Source organism: Pseudomonas sp. Tav-5-1A (assembly GCF_055755055.1).
Genome location: NZ_CM146901.1, coordinates 3413208 through 3432407, shown reverse-complemented (window position 1 = coordinate 3432407; position 19200 = coordinate 3413208). Strand labels below are relative to the sequence as shown.

Sequence of the window (19200 nt, the reverse complement as noted above, 5' to 3'; positions counted from 1 at the left end):
CGCGGCGAACCTGATAACAAGAACAACAGATGAGGTTTTCCCATGGTACGTCTGCACTTCACCGTGCCGCGCGGCGCGCACCCGCCGTTCGCCTTGAGCCTGATGATGTTCGGCCTGCTGGCGGGCAACGCCCAGGCCTTTCAGTTCGACACCGGCAACCCCGACATCACCACCCGCTGGGACAACACCCTCAAATACAGCGCCGCCTGGCGCACCGAGGGCCGCAGCGACCGCCTCACCACCGGCACCGCCGCGGTGAACGGTGACGACGGCGACCGCAACTTCAGCGGCGGCATGATCTCCGACCGCCTGGACCTGCTGTCCGAGTTCGACATCAGCTACCAGAACGTCGGCGCTCGGGTCAGCGGCGCGGCCTGGTACGACGACGTCTACAACAAGAGCAACGACAACAACTCGCCGGGCACCAACAACAGCACCTCGGTGGACTACGACCACTTCACCGACCAGACCCGCAAGCTGCACGGCCGCGAGGGCGAGATTCTCGACGCCTTCATCTACGGCAAGGCCGACTGGGGCGACATGCCGGTGTCCGGGCGCATCGGCCAGTACGCCATGCAGTGGGGCGAAAGCCTGTTCTACGGCATGAACGGCATCGCCGGTGGCATGGCGCCCATCGACGTGGTCAAGGGCCTGTCGGTGCCCAACACCCAGTTCAAGGAGCTGATCCGCCCGGTGCGGCAAATGTCCGGGCAGTTCCAGCTGACCCCGGACGTGTCGGTGGGCGCCTACTACCAGTTCGAGTGGGAGGCCAACCGCCTGCCGGCGGCCGGTAGCTACTTCTCCAGCTTCGACAGCATCGGCAACGGCAACGAGCGCCTGTTCGCAGGCGATGCGGTGATCCCTGGCGGCCAGCCGCTGGCGTTCTACAGCGGCGGCAACAAGAACGCCCAGGACTCGGGGCAGGGCGGCGTGCAGATCAAGTGGCGCACCGAGACCGTGGACTACGGCGTGTATGCCATCCGTTACCACGACAAGAGCCCGCAGCTGCTGGTGCGCCCGGACTTCGCCAACCTCAACCCGGTCACCGGCCAGGCCGGCGAGTACTACTGGGTGTACCCCGAAGGCATCGAGGCGTTGGGCGCGAGCTTCTCCACCACCGTCGAGCAGTTCAACATCGCCGGCGAACTGTCCACCCGCTGGCACCAACCGCTGGCGTCCACCAACCAGCGCACGCTGCTGGCGGGCGAAAGCATCTCCAACGACGCCGACGACGCCCTGTACGCCACCGGCCACACCCTGCACGCCAACCTGTCGTGGTTGGCCAGCTTCGGGCCCACCGTGGTGGCCCAGGAGTCGAGCTTCATCGGCGAGCTGGCGTGGAACCGCACCCTGAGCGTCACCCGCAACCCCGACGCCGTGGACCCCAACGCCACCCGCGACGCCTGGAGCCTGCGCACCGTGTACGAGCCCATGTACCGGCAGTTCTTCCCCGGCATGGACGTGAGCATCCCCGTGGGTATCAGCTACACCCACGGCGCCTCCGAGGCCCTGGGCACGCAATTCGGGACCAACCGCGGTGGCGACATGAACATCGGCATCAAGGGCAACTACCTCAACACCTGGAACCTGGGCCTGACCTACACCCACTACTACGGGCCGGCCAACACCTTTCTCGATGAAAACAACAACTACACCTTCGAACAGTCGCTCAAGGACCGGGATTTCGTGGCCTTCAGCGTCAGCCGTACTTTCTGAACCGAGGATCAGTCGATGAAACCCATGACCTTGCTGCTTACTGCCCTGGCGTCGTCGTTGCTGCTGGCCCAGGGCGTGATGGCCGCCGTTCCCGCCAGCGAAGCCGACACCCTGAAGACCACCCTCACGCCCCTGGGCGCCACCCGTGCCGGCAACGCCGACAACAGCATTCCGGCCTGGAACGGCGGCCTGACCCAGGCCGACCCGGCCTACAAGGACGGCGGCAAGCGCGGCGACCCCTTTGCCACCGAAAAGCCGCTGTTCACCATCACCGCGCAGAACGCCGCCCAATACGCCGACAAGCTCTCGGCCGGCACCCTGGCGATGTTGAAGAAGTACCCTGACAGCTACCACCTCGACGTGTACCCCACCCACCGCACCGCCGCCGCGCCGCAAGCGGTGTACGACGCCACCTACAAGAACGCCATCAACGGCAAGCTGGTGGACGGCGCTGCCGGGCCCATGCCCCAGGACGCCTCGGGCGGCATTCCGTTCCCGATTCCCAAGAACGGCGCCGAGGCCATCTGGAACCACCTGCTGCGCTGGCGCGGGGCGTCCTGGCACGCCGACTTCACCCAGTACCTGACCACCGCCGACGGCAAGCATGTGCTCACCAACGATTCCAAGGCCGACCTGCAGATGCCCTGGTACCTGCCTGACGGCGGCCAGAAGGACGGGGTGTTCTGGACCATCCGCATGACCAACGACGGCCCACCCCTGCGCGCCGGCGAGGCCATCACCGGCCGCGAGAACCTCAATGCCAACAACGCCGGCGTGTGGACCTACCTGCCGGGCCAGCGCCGGGTACGGCGCCTGCCCAACGCCTGCTGCGACACGCCGACGCCGGCCACCGCTGGCGTCATGAGTTTTGACGAACTGTATGTGTTCAACGGCCGCATCGACGGTTTCGACTGGAAACTGGTGGGCAAGAAGGAGCTGTACATCCCCTACAACTCGAACAAGGTGTTCACCGCCGCCAAGCCCACTGACCTGCTGGGCGAGCACCACCTCAACCCGGCGGACATCCGCTGGGAACTGCACCGCGTGTGGGTGGTGGAAGCCACGCTCAAGCCCGGCAAGCGCCACGTGATGCCACGCAGCACCTACTACCTGGACGAGGACACCTGGGCCGCCGTGCTCGGCGAGCGCTACGACGCCCAGAACCAGCTGGCCAAGGCCCTGTGGACGACCCCGGTGGTGCTGCCCGACATGCCCGGCGTGGTGACCCTGACCAACGGCTTCTACGACCTGCTGTCCGGGGCCTGGTTCACCGGTGACATCTTCGCCGGCAAGAACGAGCAGTACCGCGTGGTGCAGGCCTACAAGGACTCGGTGTTCACCCCCGATGCCCTGGCCGGCGAAGGTGTGCGCTGAGATGAACCGCACCTTGTTGATCAGCGCAATGTGCCTGGCGCTGGCCGGGCAGGGCGCCCACGCCGCCGACGTGCTGGCCCAGCCGGCCGTGCAGTCGGCCCAGGCGCTGCACGCGGTGCTGCTGGGCATCGCCCGGGCCGGTGCGCGGCTGGTGGCGGTAGGCGAACGCGGCACCGTGCTGCTGTCGGACAACAACGGCGCCAGCTGGCGCCAGGCCCAGGTGCCGGTGAGCACCAGCCTGGCTGCCGTGCAGTTTGTCGACGGCCAGCAGGGCTGGGCCGTGGGCCACGGCGGCGTGGTGCTGCACAGCCAGGACGGCGGCGAGCACTGGCAGTTGCAACTCGATGGCCACAAGGCCGCGGCGCTGGAACTGGCCGCGGCGCAGCAGGACGGCAATCCCCAGCGCCTGGCCGCCGCGCAACGGCTGGTGGCCGACGGCGCCGACAAGCCGCTGCTGGCCTTGAGCTTCAGTGACGCGCGCCATGGCCTGGTGGTCGGTGCCTACGGCCTGGCCCTGGCCACCGATGACGGCGGCGCCACCTGGAGCAGTTGGGCCGGGCGCTTGCCCAACCCGCAAGGGCTGCACCTGTACGCCGTGGCCCAGCGCGGCGGCGAGCTGTGGCTGGCCGGCGAGCAGGGCCTGGTGCTGCACTCGGGCGACGGCGGCGAGCGCTTCGCGGCGCTGCCCAGCCCCTACGACGGCAGCTTCTTCAGCCTGGCGCTGTTGCCCGGTGGCGAGGTGTTGCTGGGCGGCCTGCGCGGTCACTTGTTCAGCCTCAAGGGCGACAGCTTCAGCGCAATCAGCAACCCGCTGCCGGTGTCCATCAACGCTGCCTGGGTCAGTGACCGGCGCCTGCTGCTGGTCAACCAGGCCGGCGCGGTGCTGCAGGGCCAGCTCGACGGCAGCGGCCTTGCGCCCTTGCCACTGGCGGCCGGCGCGCCGTTGGCGGCAGTGGCCGAGGCCAGCGACGGCAGCCTGGTGGGCGTTGGTTTTGCCGGCCCGTTGCGCCTGAGCGCAGCGCCCACCCAGTCTTTAGCGGAGTAAGCCCATGCATGCCCCCAGCTCTTCCCAGGCGGCGCCGCACAGCGGGCGCCTGGCCGATTTCGACAGCCGTTCCGGCTCGCTGCTGGAACGCGCGCTGTTCAACCACCGGCGCATCGTGCTGCTGCTGTGCCTGCTGGCCACTGTTGTGCTGGGCTGGCAGGCCACGCGCCTGACCCTGAACGCCAGCTTCGAGAAAATGATCCCCAGTGACCAGCCTTTCATTGCCAACTACCTGGCCCACCGCCAGGAGCTGTCGGGGCTGGGCAACGCCGTGCGCATCGCGGTGATCAACCGCCGCGGCAGTGTGTACGACAAGGACTACCTGCACACCCTGCAGCAGCTCAACGACGAGGTGTACCTGCTGCCCGGCGTCGACCGCGCCTACATGAAGTCGCTGTGGACCCCGGCCACGCGCTGGGTGGGCGTCACCGAGGAAGGCCTGGAAGGCGGCCCGGTGATTCCCGACAACTATGACGGCAGCGCCGCCAGCCTCGAGGCGCTGAAGCGCAACGTCGAGCGCAGCAACGAGATCGGCCAGCTGGTGGCGTTCGACCAGCAGTCGAGCATCCTTTATGTGCCGCTGCTGGCCACCACCGCCGACGGCAAGGCCCTGGACTACAGCGCCCTGGCCAAGCGCCTGGAGGCCCTGCGCGCCAAGTACCAGGGCCAGGGCATCGAGATTCGCATCACCGGTTTTGCCAAGGTGGTGGGTGACCTGATCGACGGCCTGCGCCAGATCCTGCTGTTCTTCGCCGCCGCCATCGCCATCACCGCCGTGGTGCTCTATGGCTACACCCGCTGCCTGCGCAGCACCGCGCTGGTGATGAGCTGTTCGCTGGTGGCGGTGGTGTGGCAGCTGGGGCTGCTGCCGCTGCTGGGCTTCGAGCTGGACCCGTACTCGGTGCTGGTGCCGTTCCTGGTGTTCGCCATCGGCATGAGCCACGGCGCGCAGAAGATGAACGGCATCATGCAGGACATCGGCCGCGGCATGCACCGCCTGGTGGCGGCGCGCTTCACCTTCCGCCGGCTGTTCATGGCCGGGCTGACGGCGCTGCTGTGCGACGCGGTGGGCTTTGCGGTGCTGATGATCATCAAGATCCAGGTCATCCAGGACCTGGCGCTGATCGCCAGCCTGGGCGTGGCGGTGCTGATCTTCACCAACCTGATCCTGTTGCCGGTGCTGCTCTCGTACGTCGGCGTCAGCGCTACGGCGGCCACGCGCAGCCTGCGCGGTGAAGCCGCCGATGCGGCGGGGGCGGTGCGCCACCCGGCCTGGCGTTTCCTCGATTTGTTCACCCAGCGCCGCTGGGCCAGCGCCTGCGTGCTGGTGGCCGCAGTGCTGGCGGTGGGCGGCTACCTGGTCAGCCTGCACCTGAAGGTCGGCGACCTGGATGCCGGCGCGCCGGAGCTGCGCGCCGACTCGCGCTACAACCAGGACAACGCCTACCTGACGGCGCACTACGGCGCCAGCAGCGACGTGTTCGCGGTAATGGTCAAGACCCCGCCGGGCGGCTGCTCCAGCTACGACACCTTGCACCGCGTGGACAACCTCGACTGGCAGCTGCGCGGCCTGGCGGGCGTGGACTCGACCAACTCGCTGGCGTTGCTCAACCGCCGGGTGCTGGTGGGTCTGTCGGAAGGCAACCCGCGCTGGTACGAGCTGCTGCACAACCAGGCCACCCTGAACATGGTCACCGCCGGCGCGCCGCGCGGGCTGTATAACGAAGACTGCAGCCTGCTGACCGTGTACGCCTACCTCACCGACCACAAGGCCGACACCCTGGGCCGCGTGGTGGACAGCGTGCAGGCCTTCGCCAAGGCCAACGACAGCGACCAGGCGCAGTTCCTGCTGGCGGCCGGCAGCGCCGGTATCGAGGCGGCCACCAACATCGTCGTCAAGCAGGCCAGCCATGAAATGCTCTGGTGGGTGTACGGCGCCGTGGTGCTGTTGTGCCTGATCACCTTCCGTTCCTGGCGCGCGGTGCTCTGTGCGGTGCTGCCGCTGATGCTGACCTCGATCCTGTGCGAGGCGCTGATGGTGGCCCTGGGCATCGGCGTCAAGGTCGCGACCTTGCCGGTGATTGCCCTGGGCGTGGGCATCGGCGTCGACTACGCGCTGTACGTGATGAGCATCGTGCTGGCGCAGATGCGCGCCGGCGCCAGCCTGTCCCAGGCCTATTACCAGGCCCTGCAGTTCACCGGCAAGGTGGTGATGCTCACGGGCGTGACCCTGGCCATTGGCGTGGGTACCTGGATGTTCTCGCCCATCAAGTTCCAGGCCGATATGGGCGTGCTGCTGGCGTTCATGTTCGTCTGGAACATGGTCGGTGCGTTGATTTTGCTGCCGGCGCTGGCCTACTTCCTGTTGCCCCACAAGCGCCAGCCACAAGCCCTGGTCGCGGCCCGCCCGGTGGCGGAAAGCGCCGAGAAACCTCGCCCGTTGAGCCTGGAGGTGGTGCATGAACGCTGATCGCCAACCGCGTTTGCCGCAGTCGTTGTTGTTGCTGCTGGGCAGTTGCCTGCCGGTGCTGGGCGCGGTGCTGCTGGCGCCGGTGCTGCCGCGCATGCAGGCGCATTTCGTCAACACCCCGGGGGTTGCGGTGCTGGTGCCCATCGCCTTGACCCTGCCGGCGCTGGTGGTGGCGCTGCTGGCGCCGTTCGCCGGCATTATTGCCGACCGGGTAGGGCGCAAGCCGCTGCTGCTGTGGGCCATGGCCCTGTACACGCTGTGCGGCACGCTGCCGCTGTGGCTGCAGTCGCTGCCGGCCATCGTCGCCAGCCGCGCCGGCATCGGCCTCGCCGAGGCGGCGATCATGACCGGCTGCACCACGCTGATGGGCGACTACTACAGCGGCGCCCGCCGCGAGCGGCTGTTTGCCCTGCAGATGGTCGCCACCTCGCTGTCCGCAGCGCTGTTCATGGGCCTGGGCGGGCAGTTGGGCCAGGACAACTGGCGCGCGCCGTTCGCCCTGTACGCGGTGGGGCTGGTGTTCCTGCCGCTGATGGCCCAGCAGCTCTGGGAGCCCGTGGCCCCGGCGCAGGCCCAGCGCACCGCCGCGCGCCTGCCGTGGCGCGCCCTGGGCCCGCTGTACCTGCTGGCGCTGCTGGCCGGCGCCAGCCTGTTCATCGTGCCGGTGCAGGCCGGCTTCATCCTCAGCCTGCTGGGCATCGACGCGCCGCAGCAGATCGGCCTGACCATGGGCGGCAACCAGCTGGGCGTGGTGGCCGGCGCCTTGAGTTTCCGACTGATCGGTCGTATTGCCCCGGCGCGGCTGTTGCTGCTGGCGTTCGTGCTGGCCGGCTGCGGCGGCGTGTTGATGGGCAGCGCCAACAGCCACCTGCACGTGGTGGTGGCGGTGGTCATTAATGGCCTGGGCATCGGCCTGATGCTGCCCACCCTGATCACCTGGATCATGGCCCAGGTGGGCTTCAGCCAACGCGGGCGGGCGACCGGCTTGTTCACGGCGGCGATCTTCGCCGGCGAGTTCGTCAGCCCCTTGCTGGTGCTGGCCATCAGTGGCGGCAACCTGGCGGCGGTGCCCCATGCGGTGTTGCTGGTGGGGGTGTTACAGGGATTGGTGGCGTTGGGCTGCCTGGCGGTGCCGCGGTTCAGTGGCGCGTGTTTGCAAGGAGAACATGCATGAAGTTGTTTGACCTCAGCGGCCAGGTGGCCCTGATCACCGGCGCCACCCGTGGCATTGGCCTGGCCATTGCCCGCGCCTATGGGCAGGCGGGCGCGCGGCTGGCCATCAGCAGTGAAAACCCCGAGGACTGCCGCCAGGTGGCGGCGCAACTGGCCGAGGAGGGCATCGACGCCTGGCCCCTGCCCGCCGACATGGGCCAACAGGCCCAAGTGCAGGCGTTGGCCGAGGGGGTGCTGGAGCATTTCGGCCAGTTGGACATCCTCGTGTGCAACGCCGGCATCGCCCCGCACATGGGGCCGCTGGCCAGTGCCAGCGAAGCCCAATGGCAGGCCACCCTGACGGTGAACCTGCAGAGCGCCGTGTGGCTCACCTCGGCGCTGATCCCGGCGCTGGTGGCCCGTGGCGGTGGCAGCGTGGTGCTGATGGCCAGCATCGCCGGCGTGCGCGGCAACCGTGGCCTGGGCCTGTATGGCCTGTCGAAGGCAGCGCTGGCGCAGCTGGCGCGCAACCTGGCGGTGGAGTGGGGGCCAAGCAACGTGCGGGTCAACGCCATTAGCCCCGGGGTGGTGCAGACCGCGTTTGCCCGCCCGCTCACTGACCAACCGGCGGTGATGGACAAGCGCCTGGCGCTGACGCCCCTGCGCCGCGTGGGCCGGCCCGAGGAAATTGCCGCCGTGGCGCTGCTGCTGGCCGCCCCCGGCGGCGCCTTTATCACCGGCCAGAACCTGATTGTCGACGGTGGCACCACCATCGGCGACGGCAACTGAACAAGGAATTTGTGCATGCAGACGCTTCCCAGCTTCAAGCGCGTGGTCACCGGCCACGACGCCAGCGGCAAGGCCACCGTGGCCATCAGCGGCCCTACGCCCAGTGTGTTCGCGCTGCAGGCGGTGCCCGGCACGGTGTTCCATGAGATCTGGAACACCGGCGCTGCGCCCGCGCCGATCGACAACGGCGACGACGCCACGCTCAAACCCCTGCAGCTGAGCCCCCGCGCCCTGGGCAGCCTGATCCGGGTGGTGGATATCCCGCCCGACAGCGTGCAGAACGCCGTGACGGCCGAAGCCGCCGCCCAGGCCTTCGCCGAGATCGGCCAGGCCCACGCGGGTACCGGCAACGGCGACAGCCGCCACCGGCTGATGCACCGCACTGAAACCGTCGACTACGGCATCGTCACCGAGGGCGAGGTGTGGCTGGTGCTCGATGACCAGGACGTGCGCTTGAGCCGCGGCGACGTGGTGGTGCAGCGCGGCACGAACCACGCCTGGAGCAACCGCACCGAGCAGATGGCGCGCATGGTCTTCATCCTGTTGGACGGGCAATTTGCACAAGGAATCGCCCCATGAAGCTGGCAACCCTGAAAGATGGCAGCCGCGACGGCCGCCTGGTGGTGGTGTCCCGCGACCTGCGCCGCTATGTGTGCGCCAGCGCCATTGCCGCCACCCTGCAACAGGCGGTGGACGCCTGGGCCAGCTGCGCGCCGCAGCTGCAAGCGCTGGCCTGGCTGCTGGAGGAAGGCCGCGCGCCTGGCGCGCAGCCGTTCGACCCGGGCCAGGCCATGGCGCCGTTGCCACGTGCGTATCAGTGGTGCGACGCCTCGGCGTTCCTCAACCACGGCACGCTGATGCAGAAAGCGTTCAACCTCGACCCCATCGAAGGTGTGGAGCATATCCCCTTGATGTACCAAGGTTCCGGGGACGACTTCCACGGCGCGCGCGATGACCTGCGCCTGCCCACTGAAGCCCAGGGCATCGACTTCGAAGGCGAGTTCGTGGTGCTGGTGGACGACGTGCCGCTGGGCTGCCCGGCCGAGCAGGCAGACGCGCACATCAAGCTGGTGCTGCAGGTCAACGACGTCAGCCTGCGGGCGTTGGCGCCACGGGAGATGCTCACCGGTTTTGGTTTCCTGCAGGCCAAGCCATCCTCCAGCTTCGCCCCGGTGGCGGTCACCCCCGATGAACTGGGTGACGCCTGGGCCGAGGGGCGGGTGCAGCTGCCGTTGCAGGTGCAGCGCAACGGCGAGTGGTTCGGCCACCCCCACGGCGGCGAGATGAATTTCAGCTTCGGCCAATTGGTCGCCCATGCTGCGCTGACCCGCCGGCTGGGGGCGGGCACCCTGGTGGGCTCGGGCACCGTGTCGAATAAAGACCGATCGGTCGGTTCGGCCTGCATCGCCGAGCGCCGGGCCATCGAGATGATCGAGCACGGCAGCCCCCGCACCGGTTTCCTGCACTTTGGTGAGCGGGTGCGCATGGACGTCGTCGGCCTGGATGGCCACTCGGTGTTCGGCGCCATCGACCAGCGCGTGGTAGCGGCCCATGAGTGACGGCAACGGCCTGCGCGTGCTGGTCACCGGCGCCAATGGCTTCCTGGGGCAACTGCTGGTCAAGCGCCTGCTGGCGGCGGGTAGCCTGCGCGGGCAGGCCATCGGCACCTTGCTGTTGCTGGACATGAACCTGGAGGGCATCGCCGCGGATCCGCGCCTGCGCCTGCACCCCGGCAGTGTCACTGACCCGGCGCTGCTGCGGCGGGTGCTGGCCGATGGCATCGACGTGGTGTTCCACCTGGTGAGCATCGCCGGGGGCGCCGCCGAGCGCCAATACGAGCTGGGCTACGAGGTGAACCTGCAAGCCAGCCTGGAATTGTTGCAGCAACTGCGCAACCGCGCGCGGCCGCCGGTGCTGGTGTTCGCCAGCAGCGTGGCGGTGTACGGCGCGGACCTGCCGCCGCGGCTGGACGAGCAGGCGCCCGCGCAGCCGCAGCTGTCCTACGGCGCGCACAAGCGCATGGTCGAGATTGCCCTGAGCGACCTGGCCCGCCGTGGCGAGGTGGACGGCCGCGCGCTGCGCCTGCCCGGCATTGTCGCCCGGCCCCAGGCGGGCCAGGGCCTGCGCTCGGCGTTCATGAGCGAGCTGATGCGCTGCGTGGCGGCCGGCCAGCCGTACCAATGCCCGGTGTCGGCGGCGGCCACGGCCTGGTGGATGTCGGCGCGCTGCTGCGTCAACAACCTGCTGCGCGCCGCCGAGCTGCCGCTGGCCCCTGACGCGCCGCGGGTGTGGCAGCTGCCGGTGCTGCACCTGTCCATCGGCCAGGTGGTGGATGCCCTGGCCGAGCGCTTCGGCGAAGCCAGCCGCGCGCTGGTCAGCTACCACCCCGACCCTCAGTTGGAGGCCCAGTTCGGCCGCCAGCCACCGCTTAAAACCCCACAGGCGCGGGCCCTGGGCCTGCGCCATGACGGCAGCGCCACCGCCCTGGTGCGCAACGCCCTCGAACTGACCACTGCGGTGCGCCGCCCCGCACAAGGAAGCCCTTGCCATGAAGCTTGAACGTCGGCTGATCGACCTGTCCGTGACCCTGGAAAACAACCCCTACTCCGACCCGCCGCCGTTGCTGCCGCGCATCGAATACACCGACCACCAGCAGGGCTGGCCGGAAATGGCCGCGATGTTCCCGGGGCTGACGCTTGAGGACATGCCCGGCCAGGAGGCCTGGGCCGCCGAGCGGCTGTTTATCACCACCCACAGCGGCACGCACATGGACGCGCCCTGGCACTACGCCTCCACCACCGACGGCGGCAAGCCGGCGTGGGGCATTGACGAGCTGCCGCTGGAATGGTGCCTGCGGCCGGGGGTGAAGCTGGACTTTCGCGGTTTTGCTGACGGCCACGTGATCACCGCCGCCGAGGTCGAGGCCGAGCTGGCGCGCATCGGCCATGTGCTGCAACCGCTGGACATCGTGCTGGTGAACACCCGCGCCGGCAGCCTGTTCGGCCAGCCCGGCTACCTGGACGCCGGCGTGGGCATGGGCCGCGAGGCCACCCTGTACCTGCTGGACCGCGGCGTGCGCGTGGTAGGCACCGATGCCTGGAGCTGGGACGCGCCGTTCAAGTACACCCGCGAGCGCTTCGCCGCCACCGGCGATGCGGCGCTGATCTGGGAAGGGCACAAGGCGGGCCGCGACATCGGCTACGGGCAGATGGAAAAGCTGGCGAACCTTGAGCAGCTGCCGGCCAGCGGCTTCGAGGTGTCGTGCTTCCCCTACAAGATCAAACACGCTTCGGCCGGTTTCGTCCGCGCCGTGGCCATTATCACTGACTGAGTATTTCCCATGACTGAACTCGTACTGTTCAACGCCGGCGTGTCCACCTGCAGCCAGCGCGTGCGCTTCGTGCTGGCGGAGAAGGGCCTGGCCTACACCGACCAGCGCCTGCGCCTGGACCAGGGCCAGCACCTGACCCCTGAATACCTGGCCATCAACCCCAACGGCCTGCTGCCGGCGCTGACCCACGACGGCCAGGTGGTGGTGGACTCCAGCGTGATCAACGAATACCTCGACGAGGTGTTTCCCGCGCCGCGGCTGGTGCCCGCCAACCCGCTGCAACGGGCGCACATGCGCGCCTGGGTGCAGTACCTGGACGAGGTGATGACCCCGGCCATTCGCTACCCCTCGTTCCAGCAGTTCTTTGGCGGTGGCTTGCGCAACATGAGCGCCGAGCAGCGCCAGGGCTTCGCCAACCGCCTGCCGCTGCGCAAGCATTTTGCCCTGGAAGTGGGGCCTGACGGTTTTGCCCAGGAGAAGCTGGACGCCGCCATGGAGCGTATCGTGCAGTCCCTGGACCGCATGGAACAGGCGCTGGCCGACACGCCGTGGATCGCCCATGAACAGCTGACCCTGGCCGACATTGCCATGATGCCAAGCATCGTGCGCCTGGAGGACCTGGGCCTGGCCCGCCTGTGGGACCAGCGCCCCAACGTCGCCCAGTGGTACGCCCGCCTGCAGGACCGCCCGGCCTTCGCCGCCGCCTACGGCCCCGGCACCCGCCTGGGCGTGTGCGCCAACTGAGGCGGCCGGCCCCGGCACGGTCGGGATGGCGTCCCGCGGGGCCTGCGGACGCGGCCTTTGGCCGCTGCTACGGGGAGGTGGCCTACACCTGCCCGGCGCGACGGGCGCTGGTGCGCGACAGGGCTGCCCAGTCCAGGTGGCCTTCGCCGTGGGCCAGCGCTTCGATATGGGTGTCGCGCAGGGTGCTGGCCAGGGGCAACGGCACGTTGACCTTTTCCGCCGCGTCCATGGCCAGGCGCACGTCCTTGAGCCCCAGCGCCAGCTTGAAGCCTGCCGGCTCGAAGCGTTCTTCGGCAATGGCACTGCCGTAGCCCTTGTACACCGGCGCGTTGAACAGGGTAGAGGTGACCAGGTCGAGCACGCTGCCCTTGTCTACCCCATAGCCCTGAGCCAGGGCCACGGCCTCACCCATGGTGCCGATGGCGCTGGCGATCATGAAGTTCACCGACAGCTTCACCGCGTTGGCCTGCTCGGGCCGGTCGCCGAAGTGCCAGGTTTTCTGCCCCAGCACGTCGAACAACGGCTGCACGGTGGCCAGCGCCTGCGCATCGCCGGCGGCCAGGATTTGCAGTTGCCCGGCCTCCGCGACGTTCACCCGGCCCAGCACCGGCGCCGCCAGGTAGCCGACGCCGCGCGCCTGGTGCAACGCCAGCAGCTGGTTGGCCAGGGCCACCGAGATGGTCGCCATGTTGATGTGGATGGCGCCGGGCTTGAGGGCGTCCAGCGCCTGGCCGTCGACCAGCGTGGCGTGGGTGGCGGCGTCATCGGCCAGCATGGAAATCAGCACGTCGGCGCCCTCGGCGGCTTCGCGCGGGGTGCTGGCGGCCTGGGCGCCCAGGGCGGCAAGCCGGGCCACCGGCTCCGGCGAACGGTTCCAGCCGCGCACCGTGTAACCGGCCTTCAGCAGATTCGCGGCCATGGGCAGGCCCATGGTGCCCAGCCCCAGAAAAGCGATGTTCATGGCAATGCTCCCGGTCAAAAAACCAAGCATCGCACGAGGGCGAAAAACCGCGCTACCGGGTTGCGGTCAATCGTGCAGCAGGCTGGTGCTGTAGCTGTTGAAGCTGCTGCCCAGGCCGCTGCCACTGCCCAGGTTGAGGGTGTTGTGGGTGTGCCCATCGTACGACTGGCAAGCATCGGAATAGCAGGTGTCGGTTTCCAGGCTCGACACCCCGGAGCAGGCGCCCAGCAACAGCGCGCCGGCGATGACCAGCAGTGTGCAGACGGTCGATTTCATGTTCGATTCCTTTGACAGTGCACCCAGGGAAGCAACCTCCCCATGCTAGGCGCTGGCGATGAAGAACGGATGAAAATCCGCCGCCCGGACAGCGTTCGTTCAGCCAGCGAGCAACGAATTAAACTTGCCGACAGGCAGCATCAAGCGTGGCTTGGCGCAGCCGACATCAGTCTCATTACAAGACCGATTTCCCACCCCCTGCGAGCCCCCTTGATGACCAGCCTTTCTGCGGATGACCGCGCCCAGGTATTGCAGGACGCAACCGTACAATTCTGGCGACATATCATTGCCATTGTCTGGATAGCCTTCGGTATCCACATCGTGCTGTTCGCGCTGTTCGTGGCCCTGCGCATCCCGGCGCTGTGGGCCGCCAACGCGGTGAGCGTGCTGATGTACGTGGGCTGCCTGTTCGCCATTCGCCACCAGCGCTACCACCTGGCCGGGCTGTTGTTCAGCGTGGAGATCATTGCCCACGCCATCATTGCCACCTCCATGCTGGGCTGGGACAGCAACTTCCACTTCTACCTGTTCTGCCCGATTCCGATCATCGCCTTCTGCTTCCAGACCGCACCCTGGCGGCGCCTGGGCCTGAGCCTGGCGATTGCGGTGGTGGCGGTGGGCGGCTATGCGCTGCGCCACCTGATCACGGTGGCGCCGGGTATCAGCGATGAGCTGATCGACGTGTTCGGGATTATCAACGCCCTGACGGCCACGGCGTTGCTGATGTACGCCACGGCCTTGTCGGTGCGCTTTACCCTGTCGATGCAGCTGCACCTGTTCCACACCGCCCACCGCGACAGCCTCACCAGCCTGTACACCCGCCGCCGGGTGCTGCAGCGCCTGCGGCAGATGGGCCCGGCGCGCCAGGAACAGCCCACGGCGATCGTGCTGCTGGACGTGGACCACTTCAAACTGTTCAACGACCAGCACGGCCACGACCTGGGCGACCTGGTGCTGCAACGGGTGGCCGACAGCATTGCCGGCTGCGTGCGCGCGACCGACATTGCCGCGCGCTGGGGTGGCGAGGAGTTCCTGGTGCTGATGCCCAACACTGCGTTGGTTGAAGCCCAGCAGGTGGCGGACCGGGTGCTGGCGCACATACGCGCGCAGGCGGGCTTGATAGAGGGCAGGGCGTTGGTGGTGACGGCCACGCTGGCGGTGACGGTGATTGCCCCGGACGAGGCGTTTCGCGATGCGCTGAACCGCGCGGACCAGCTGTTGTACCAGGGCAAGCAGGCGGGGCGGGACCGGGTGATGTTGGCGGGGTGAGGTGAGTGGGACGCGGCCTGCGGCCGCTGCTACGGGGGTAGCAGCGGCCGCAGGCCGCGTCAGGGCACGATCACTTCAACGGCGGGGTGCGCGGCGGGATCTGCCGCAGGTTGCCGGTGGCCTCGAACGCCGCCGCCAGTTGCAGCAGGCTCGAGTCGTCATAGGCACGGCCAGCGAAGGTCAGGCCCGCGGGCATGCCGATGTCGGCCATCACGCCCATGGGCACGGTGACGGTCGGCACGCCCAGGTGGCGGATGGCGAGGTTGCCGTTGGCCACCCACACGCCGTTGCTCCAGGCGATGTCCGCCGAGGCCGGGTTGACGTCGGCGTCCGCCGGGCCCACGTCGGCCACGGTGGGGAACAGCACGGCGTCGAGCTTGAGGCGGTCCATCCAGTCTTCCAGGTCCAGCCGGCGAGTCTGCTCCAGGCCGCGCAGGCCATCGGGCAGGGTGCTGATCTGGTCCCAAGGGGTGATGCCGCGCTCGGCCATGCGCACGTACTCGTCCATGCCGGCCGCCAGGTCGCCCTCGCGGTTAGGCAGGGTGCCCGGGTCGTGGGGGAAGATCTGCGGGCCGTCGACGTCCACCAGGCGGTTGAGCTGCGGGTCGCCGTTGGCCTGCAGGAAGTCGTCGAACGCCCAGGCGCTCAGGTCCCACAGTTCATGGTGCATGAATTCCTTGGACACCAGGCCGCGGTTGAACACCGTTGGCGCGCCCGGGCGGTCGCCCTCGCAGTTGGACACCAGCGGGAAGTCCACCTCGACCACTTCGGCGCCGGCGGCTTCCAGGGCCTTGCGCGCTTGCTGCCACAGCTCGATGACGCTGTCACGGGTGTTGATACGCTGGCCGGTCGGGCCGCCGATGCCCGGGGCTTCGGCGGTGCCGGCTTCGTCGTCGGCATTGATGTACATGCGCGGCACGCCCAGGCGCTTGCCGGCCAGGGCGGTGCTGCTGGCGGCCAGTTCCAGGTAGGAGGCCGGGCGCACCGAGGCGACGCTGGGGATCGGCACCCAGGGTTGCAGGCGCCACAGGTCGCCGCGGGTGTCGGGGTCTTCGGCCACCACCACGTCCAGCACTTCCAGCAGGTCGGCCATGGTGCGCGCGTAGGGCACCACCACGTCCATGGTCGGTGTCAGCGGCCAGTTGCCGCGCACCGAGATCACCCCGCGCGACGGCGTGTAGGCGCACAGGCCGTTGTTGGAAGCAGGGCCACGGCCGCTGGACCAGGTTTCTTCGGCCAGGCCGAACGCCGAGTAGCTGGCAGCGGTGGCGGTGCCGGCACCGTTGGACGAGCCCGAGGCGAACGGCGCGGTGAGGTAGTTGGCGTTGTAGGGGCTTTCGGCACGGCCGTAGACGCCGCGCTGCATGCCACCGTTGGCCATGGGCGGCATGTTGGTCTTGCCCAGGCAGATGGCGCCGCCGGCGCGCAGGCGCTCGATGGTGAAGGCGTCGCGCTGGGCCACCAGCTTGGCGAACGCCGGGCTGCCGGAGGCGGCCGTCAGGCCCTTGACCAGGTAGCTGTCCTTGGCGGTGTAGGGGATGCCATCCAGCGGGCCCAGGGTTTCACCACGGGCGCGACGGGCGTCGGAGGCACGGGCTTCTTCCAGCGCCTGGGGGTTGCGCGCCACCACCGCGTTGAGCGCGGTGGCCGTGGCCGGGCCGTCGTAGGCGTCGATGCGCGCCAGGTAGGCCTGCACCAGTTCCACGGCAGTGGTCTGGCCTGATTCAAGCGCAGCACGCAGCTGGGCAATGGAAACTTCGGTGACCTCGATCATGCTGCTACCGCCAATGGCTGAAGGTAAATAGAGAGGGAAATGGGGTGACTGTAACCTGGCGCGCCAGGGGTATCACTTCTCGTCGTGGAGGTGTTCATAGGGTTCTCGTTGCGTCGCCTCAGGGGACGGTGCTGAATTTACCCTGTGAGCATTATATTGAACAGTGCGAAAAACATTCTTCACAGCGAAATTCGCCCGCACACCACCTCCGGGAGGGCATTTGACACCTCCCAAAACACGTCATACGATGTCCTACAAATCCATCGTGCCGCTGTCGACTGGGTTCAATAAAAACAAAAAGGAAGCCACAGCATGACTATCGATATCGGGCCCGCTCCCCGGGGCCGCGCCGTTCCCCCGCAAGCCGCCGCCGTCCCCCGCACCCTCACCAGCCGCTACCGCTGGACCATCTGCGCGCTGTTGTTCGTGGCCATCGGCATCAACTACATCGACCGCCAGATGATCGGCATCCTCAAGCCCACCCTGGCCGCCGAATTGAAGTGGTCGGAGAGCGACTACGCCTCCATCGTGTTCTGGTTCCAGTGCGCCTATGCCATCGGCTTCCTGACGTTCGGGCGGGTGATCGACAAGGTCGGCGTGCGCATCGGCTACGCCCTGGCCTTCACCCTGTGGACCATCGCCAGCGTCTGCCACGGCCTGGTGAACGGCGTGACGCAGTTCGCCATGGCGCGCTTTGCCCTGGGCTTCGGTGAGTCAGGCAGCTTCCCGGCCAGCCTCAAGGCCGTGTCGGAATGGTTCCCGCAGAAGGAGCGGGCCCAGGCCACCGGTATCTTCAACGCCGGCACCGCCTTCGGGCCCATCGTCACGCCACTGCTGGTGCCGGCCATCACCCTGGCCTGGGGCTGGCGCGCGGCGTTCATTTCCATCGGCATCGTCACCGCCCTGTGGCTGATCGCCTGGCTGCTGATGTACCGCAGCCCGCAGGAACACAAGCGCGTCAGCGCCTCGGAGCTTGAGTACATTCAATCCGACACCGACCCGTCGCTGCCAGTGGACGCCACCCCCGCCAAGTTCTCCTGGTTCAAGCTGCTGACCTTCCGCGAAACCTGGGCCTACGCCGCCGGCAAGTTCCTCACCGACCCGATCTGGTGGCTGTACCTGTTCTGGCTGCCGGACTTCCTCGGCAAGACCTACGGCCTGGACCTGAAGTCCTTCGGCCCACCGCTGATTGCCGTGTACCTGTTGGCTGACGTGGGTTCGGTGCTGGGTGGCTGGGGCTCGTCGCGGCAGCTGAAGAACGGCCGCGGCGCCAACGCCGCGCGCAAGACCACCATGCTGATCTGCGCCCTGGCGGTCATCCCCATCGTCACCGCGCAGTTCGTCTCCCACCTGTGGCTGGTGGTGGCCATCATCGGCCTGGCCGCTGCAGCGCACCAGGCCTGGTCGGCCAACCTGATGACCCTGCCATCCGACCTGTTCCCCAAACAGGCCGTGGCCTCGGTGATCGGCATCGGCGGCACCGCCGGCGCCATGGGCGGCATGCTGATGACCACCTACAACGGCTATATCCTTGACGTGTTCAAGTCCTACCAGCCGATCTTCATCGTGGCGGGCAGCGCGTATTTGGTGGCGATCGTGGTGATTCATGTGCTGACGCCACGGCTGAAGCCGGTGGCGGCGGAGCGGTTGTTGAAGCTTTGATGGGTTTGCATCAAATACAATGCGTTTTGTAGATTAAGGCGGATATGCATTGTATTTGATGCAATTTGTTAGGCTGTGAGGCTTCGGCGCATGCCTGTTTTCCACTCATCCAGCATGGCAGTGCCAATCGCCTCGAAATGCCCATGTTCCGCCAAATAAAGCTGCATCTCATCCATTGCCTGCTCCATTCCATGGTTCATCTCGAAAATCGGCGCTACCCTCCGTTCCCATTTATAGCTTTCCAGACGGGCAGGTATGGGCAAGGAACCCGACTGGCTCGTACCGGTGCCGGGGGTATAGGCGATTACCGAGTGCTCACCGTTTCGGCAACACCGTTCACCTTCGCGATGTGCCAGTACATTCACATGCAACACGGCATTGCTTTCAGTCATGGAAGCCGCCTTGCTTGAGGTCGTCGAGGGTAGGGCGGCCGCGTCGTTTCGGGACGGCCAGCAGTTCGTAACCAAAACCGGCGAGCAACGCTTCCACCTTGCGCAGGCCGATCTCGGTGAGGGTGCCATTTTCCAGGCCGGAAATGGTGGAGCGGCTCATACCGTATTTCCGCCCCAGGGTTTCCTGCGTGAGGCCGCTGGCTTTGCGCAATTGCTTGAGGATTTCGCCGATGCTATCCATGGTC

Annotated in this window: 18 protein-coding genes; 13 read left to right on the top strand and 5 right to left on the bottom strand. The window is 67.7% G+C overall.

Annotated elements, in window-relative coordinates; translation table 11 throughout:
• The first annotated feature begins 42 nt into the window (after positions 1–42).
• Genes AC0J42_RS15665 through AC0J42_RS15615 form a run of 11 tightly spaced genes read left to right on the top strand, consistent with a single transcriptional unit; the run spans position 43 to position 12621 of the window.
• Entirely contained in the window at positions 43–1716 is a 1674-nt protein-coding gene (locus tag AC0J42_RS15665) for a DUF1302 domain-containing protein (protein ID WP_473002335.1), read from the top strand.
• Positions 1717–1740: 24 nt separating this feature from the next.
• Positions 1741–3090, top strand: a complete 1350-nt coding sequence (locus AC0J42_RS15660; protein ID WP_416427396.1) for a DUF1329 domain-containing protein — start codon at positions 1741–1743, stop codon at positions 3088–3090.
• Position 3091: 1 nt separating this feature from the next.
• Entirely contained in the window at positions 3092–4135 is a 1044-nt protein-coding gene (locus AC0J42_RS15655; protein WP_473002334.1) for a WD40/YVTN/BNR-like repeat-containing protein, read from the top strand.
• Positions 4136–4139: 4 nt separating this feature from the next.
• Positions 4140–6605 (top strand): efflux RND transporter permease subunit, encoded by a 2466-nt coding sequence (locus tag AC0J42_RS15650; RefSeq protein ID WP_473002333.1) that lies wholly within the window; start codon positions 4140–4142, stop codon positions 6603–6605.
• Entirely contained in the window at positions 6595–7779 is a 1185-nt protein-coding gene (locus tag AC0J42_RS15645) for an MFS transporter (RefSeq protein WP_473002332.1), read from the top strand. The genes AC0J42_RS15650 and AC0J42_RS15645 overlap by 11 nt, the downstream gene beginning before the upstream one ends.
• A complete protein-coding gene (locus AC0J42_RS15640; RefSeq protein WP_473002331.1) occupies positions 7776–8546 on the top strand; it encodes an SDR family NAD(P)-dependent oxidoreductase in 771 nt (256 codons plus the stop codon). The genes AC0J42_RS15645 and AC0J42_RS15640 overlap by 4 nt, the downstream gene beginning before the upstream one ends.
• Positions 8547–8561: 15 nt before the next feature.
• Positions 8562–9125 carry a cupin domain-containing protein gene (locus AC0J42_RS15635; protein ID WP_473002330.1) on the top strand — a complete coding sequence of 188 codons (564 nt, stop codon included), beginning with the start codon at positions 8562–8564 and terminating at the stop codon, positions 9123–9125.
• The gene (locus AC0J42_RS15630) at positions 9122–10105 is read left to right on the top strand and encodes a fumarylacetoacetate hydrolase family protein (RefSeq protein ID WP_473002329.1); all 984 of its coding nucleotides are present in this window, start codon (positions 9122–9124) and stop codon (positions 10103–10105) included. The genes AC0J42_RS15635 and AC0J42_RS15630 overlap by 4 nt, the downstream gene beginning before the upstream one ends.
• Before the next feature lie 10 nt (positions 10106–10115).
• Positions 10116–11105: an NAD-dependent epimerase/dehydratase family protein gene (locus AC0J42_RS15625; protein ID WP_473006865.1), complete on the top strand. Its 990-nt coding sequence runs from the start codon at positions 10116–10118 to the stop codon at positions 11103–11105.
• Positions 11095–11877, top strand: coding sequence for a cyclase family protein (locus AC0J42_RS15620; protein ID WP_473002328.1), 783 nt, complete (start codon positions 11095–11097; stop codon positions 11875–11877). The genes AC0J42_RS15625 and AC0J42_RS15620 overlap by 11 nt, the downstream gene beginning before the upstream one ends.
• 9 nt (positions 11878–11886) lie before the next feature.
• Positions 11887–12621 carry a glutathione S-transferase family protein gene (locus AC0J42_RS15615; RefSeq protein WP_473002327.1) on the top strand — a complete coding sequence of 245 codons (735 nt, stop codon included), beginning with the start codon at positions 11887–11889 and terminating at the stop codon, positions 12619–12621.
• 82 nt (positions 12622–12703) lie between these two features.
• Here AC0J42_RS15615 and AC0J42_RS15610 read toward each other — a convergent pair whose 3' ends face one another.
• Both AC0J42_RS15610 and AC0J42_RS15605 read right to left on the bottom strand, forming a co-directional pair.
• On the bottom strand, positions 12704–13582 hold the full coding sequence (locus AC0J42_RS15610; RefSeq protein WP_473002326.1) for an NAD(P)-dependent oxidoreductase: 879 nt from the start codon (positions 13580–13582) through the stop codon (positions 12704–12706).
• Positions 13583–13648: 66 nt separating this feature from the next.
• Positions 13649–13858 carry a hypothetical protein gene (locus AC0J42_RS15605; RefSeq protein WP_473002325.1) on the bottom strand — a complete coding sequence of 70 codons (210 nt, stop codon included), beginning with the start codon at positions 13856–13858 and terminating at the stop codon, positions 13649–13651.
• Between the two features lie 213 nt (positions 13859–14071).
• On the opposite strand from AC0J42_RS15605, the gene AC0J42_RS15600 reads away from it, so the two are divergent.
• A complete protein-coding gene (locus tag AC0J42_RS15600; RefSeq protein WP_473002324.1) occupies positions 14072–15127 on the top strand; it encodes a diguanylate cyclase in 1056 nt (351 codons plus the stop codon).
• Between the two features lie 70 nt (positions 15128–15197).
• Here the strand turns inward: AC0J42_RS15600 and AC0J42_RS15595 are convergent, their stop codons facing one another.
• Positions 15198–16901: an amidase gene (locus tag AC0J42_RS15595; protein ID WP_473002323.1), complete on the bottom strand. Its 1704-nt coding sequence runs from the start codon at positions 16899–16901 to the stop codon at positions 15198–15200.
• Between the two features lie 312 nt (positions 16902–17213).
• Here AC0J42_RS15595 and AC0J42_RS15590 point away from each other — a divergent pair, with 312 nt between their 5' ends.
• Positions 17214–18563 carry an MFS transporter gene (locus AC0J42_RS15590; RefSeq protein WP_473002322.1) on the top strand — a complete coding sequence of 450 codons (1350 nt, stop codon included), beginning with the start codon at positions 17214–17216 and terminating at the stop codon, positions 18561–18563.
• 68 nt (positions 18564–18631) lie between these two features.
• On the opposite strand, the gene AC0J42_RS15585 is transcribed toward AC0J42_RS15590, so the two are convergent.
• Both AC0J42_RS15585 and AC0J42_RS15580 read right to left on the bottom strand, forming a co-directional pair.
• Positions 18632–18955, bottom strand: coding sequence for a hypothetical protein (locus tag AC0J42_RS15585; RefSeq protein ID WP_473002321.1), 324 nt, complete (start codon positions 18953–18955; stop codon positions 18632–18634).
• The gene (locus AC0J42_RS15580) at positions 18948–19196 is read right to left on the bottom strand and encodes a helix-turn-helix domain-containing protein (RefSeq protein WP_473002320.1); all 249 of its coding nucleotides are present in this window, start codon (positions 19194–19196) and stop codon (positions 18948–18950) included. The genes AC0J42_RS15585 and AC0J42_RS15580 overlap by 8 nt, the downstream gene beginning before the upstream one ends.
• Positions 19197–19200: the final 4 nt, after the last annotated feature.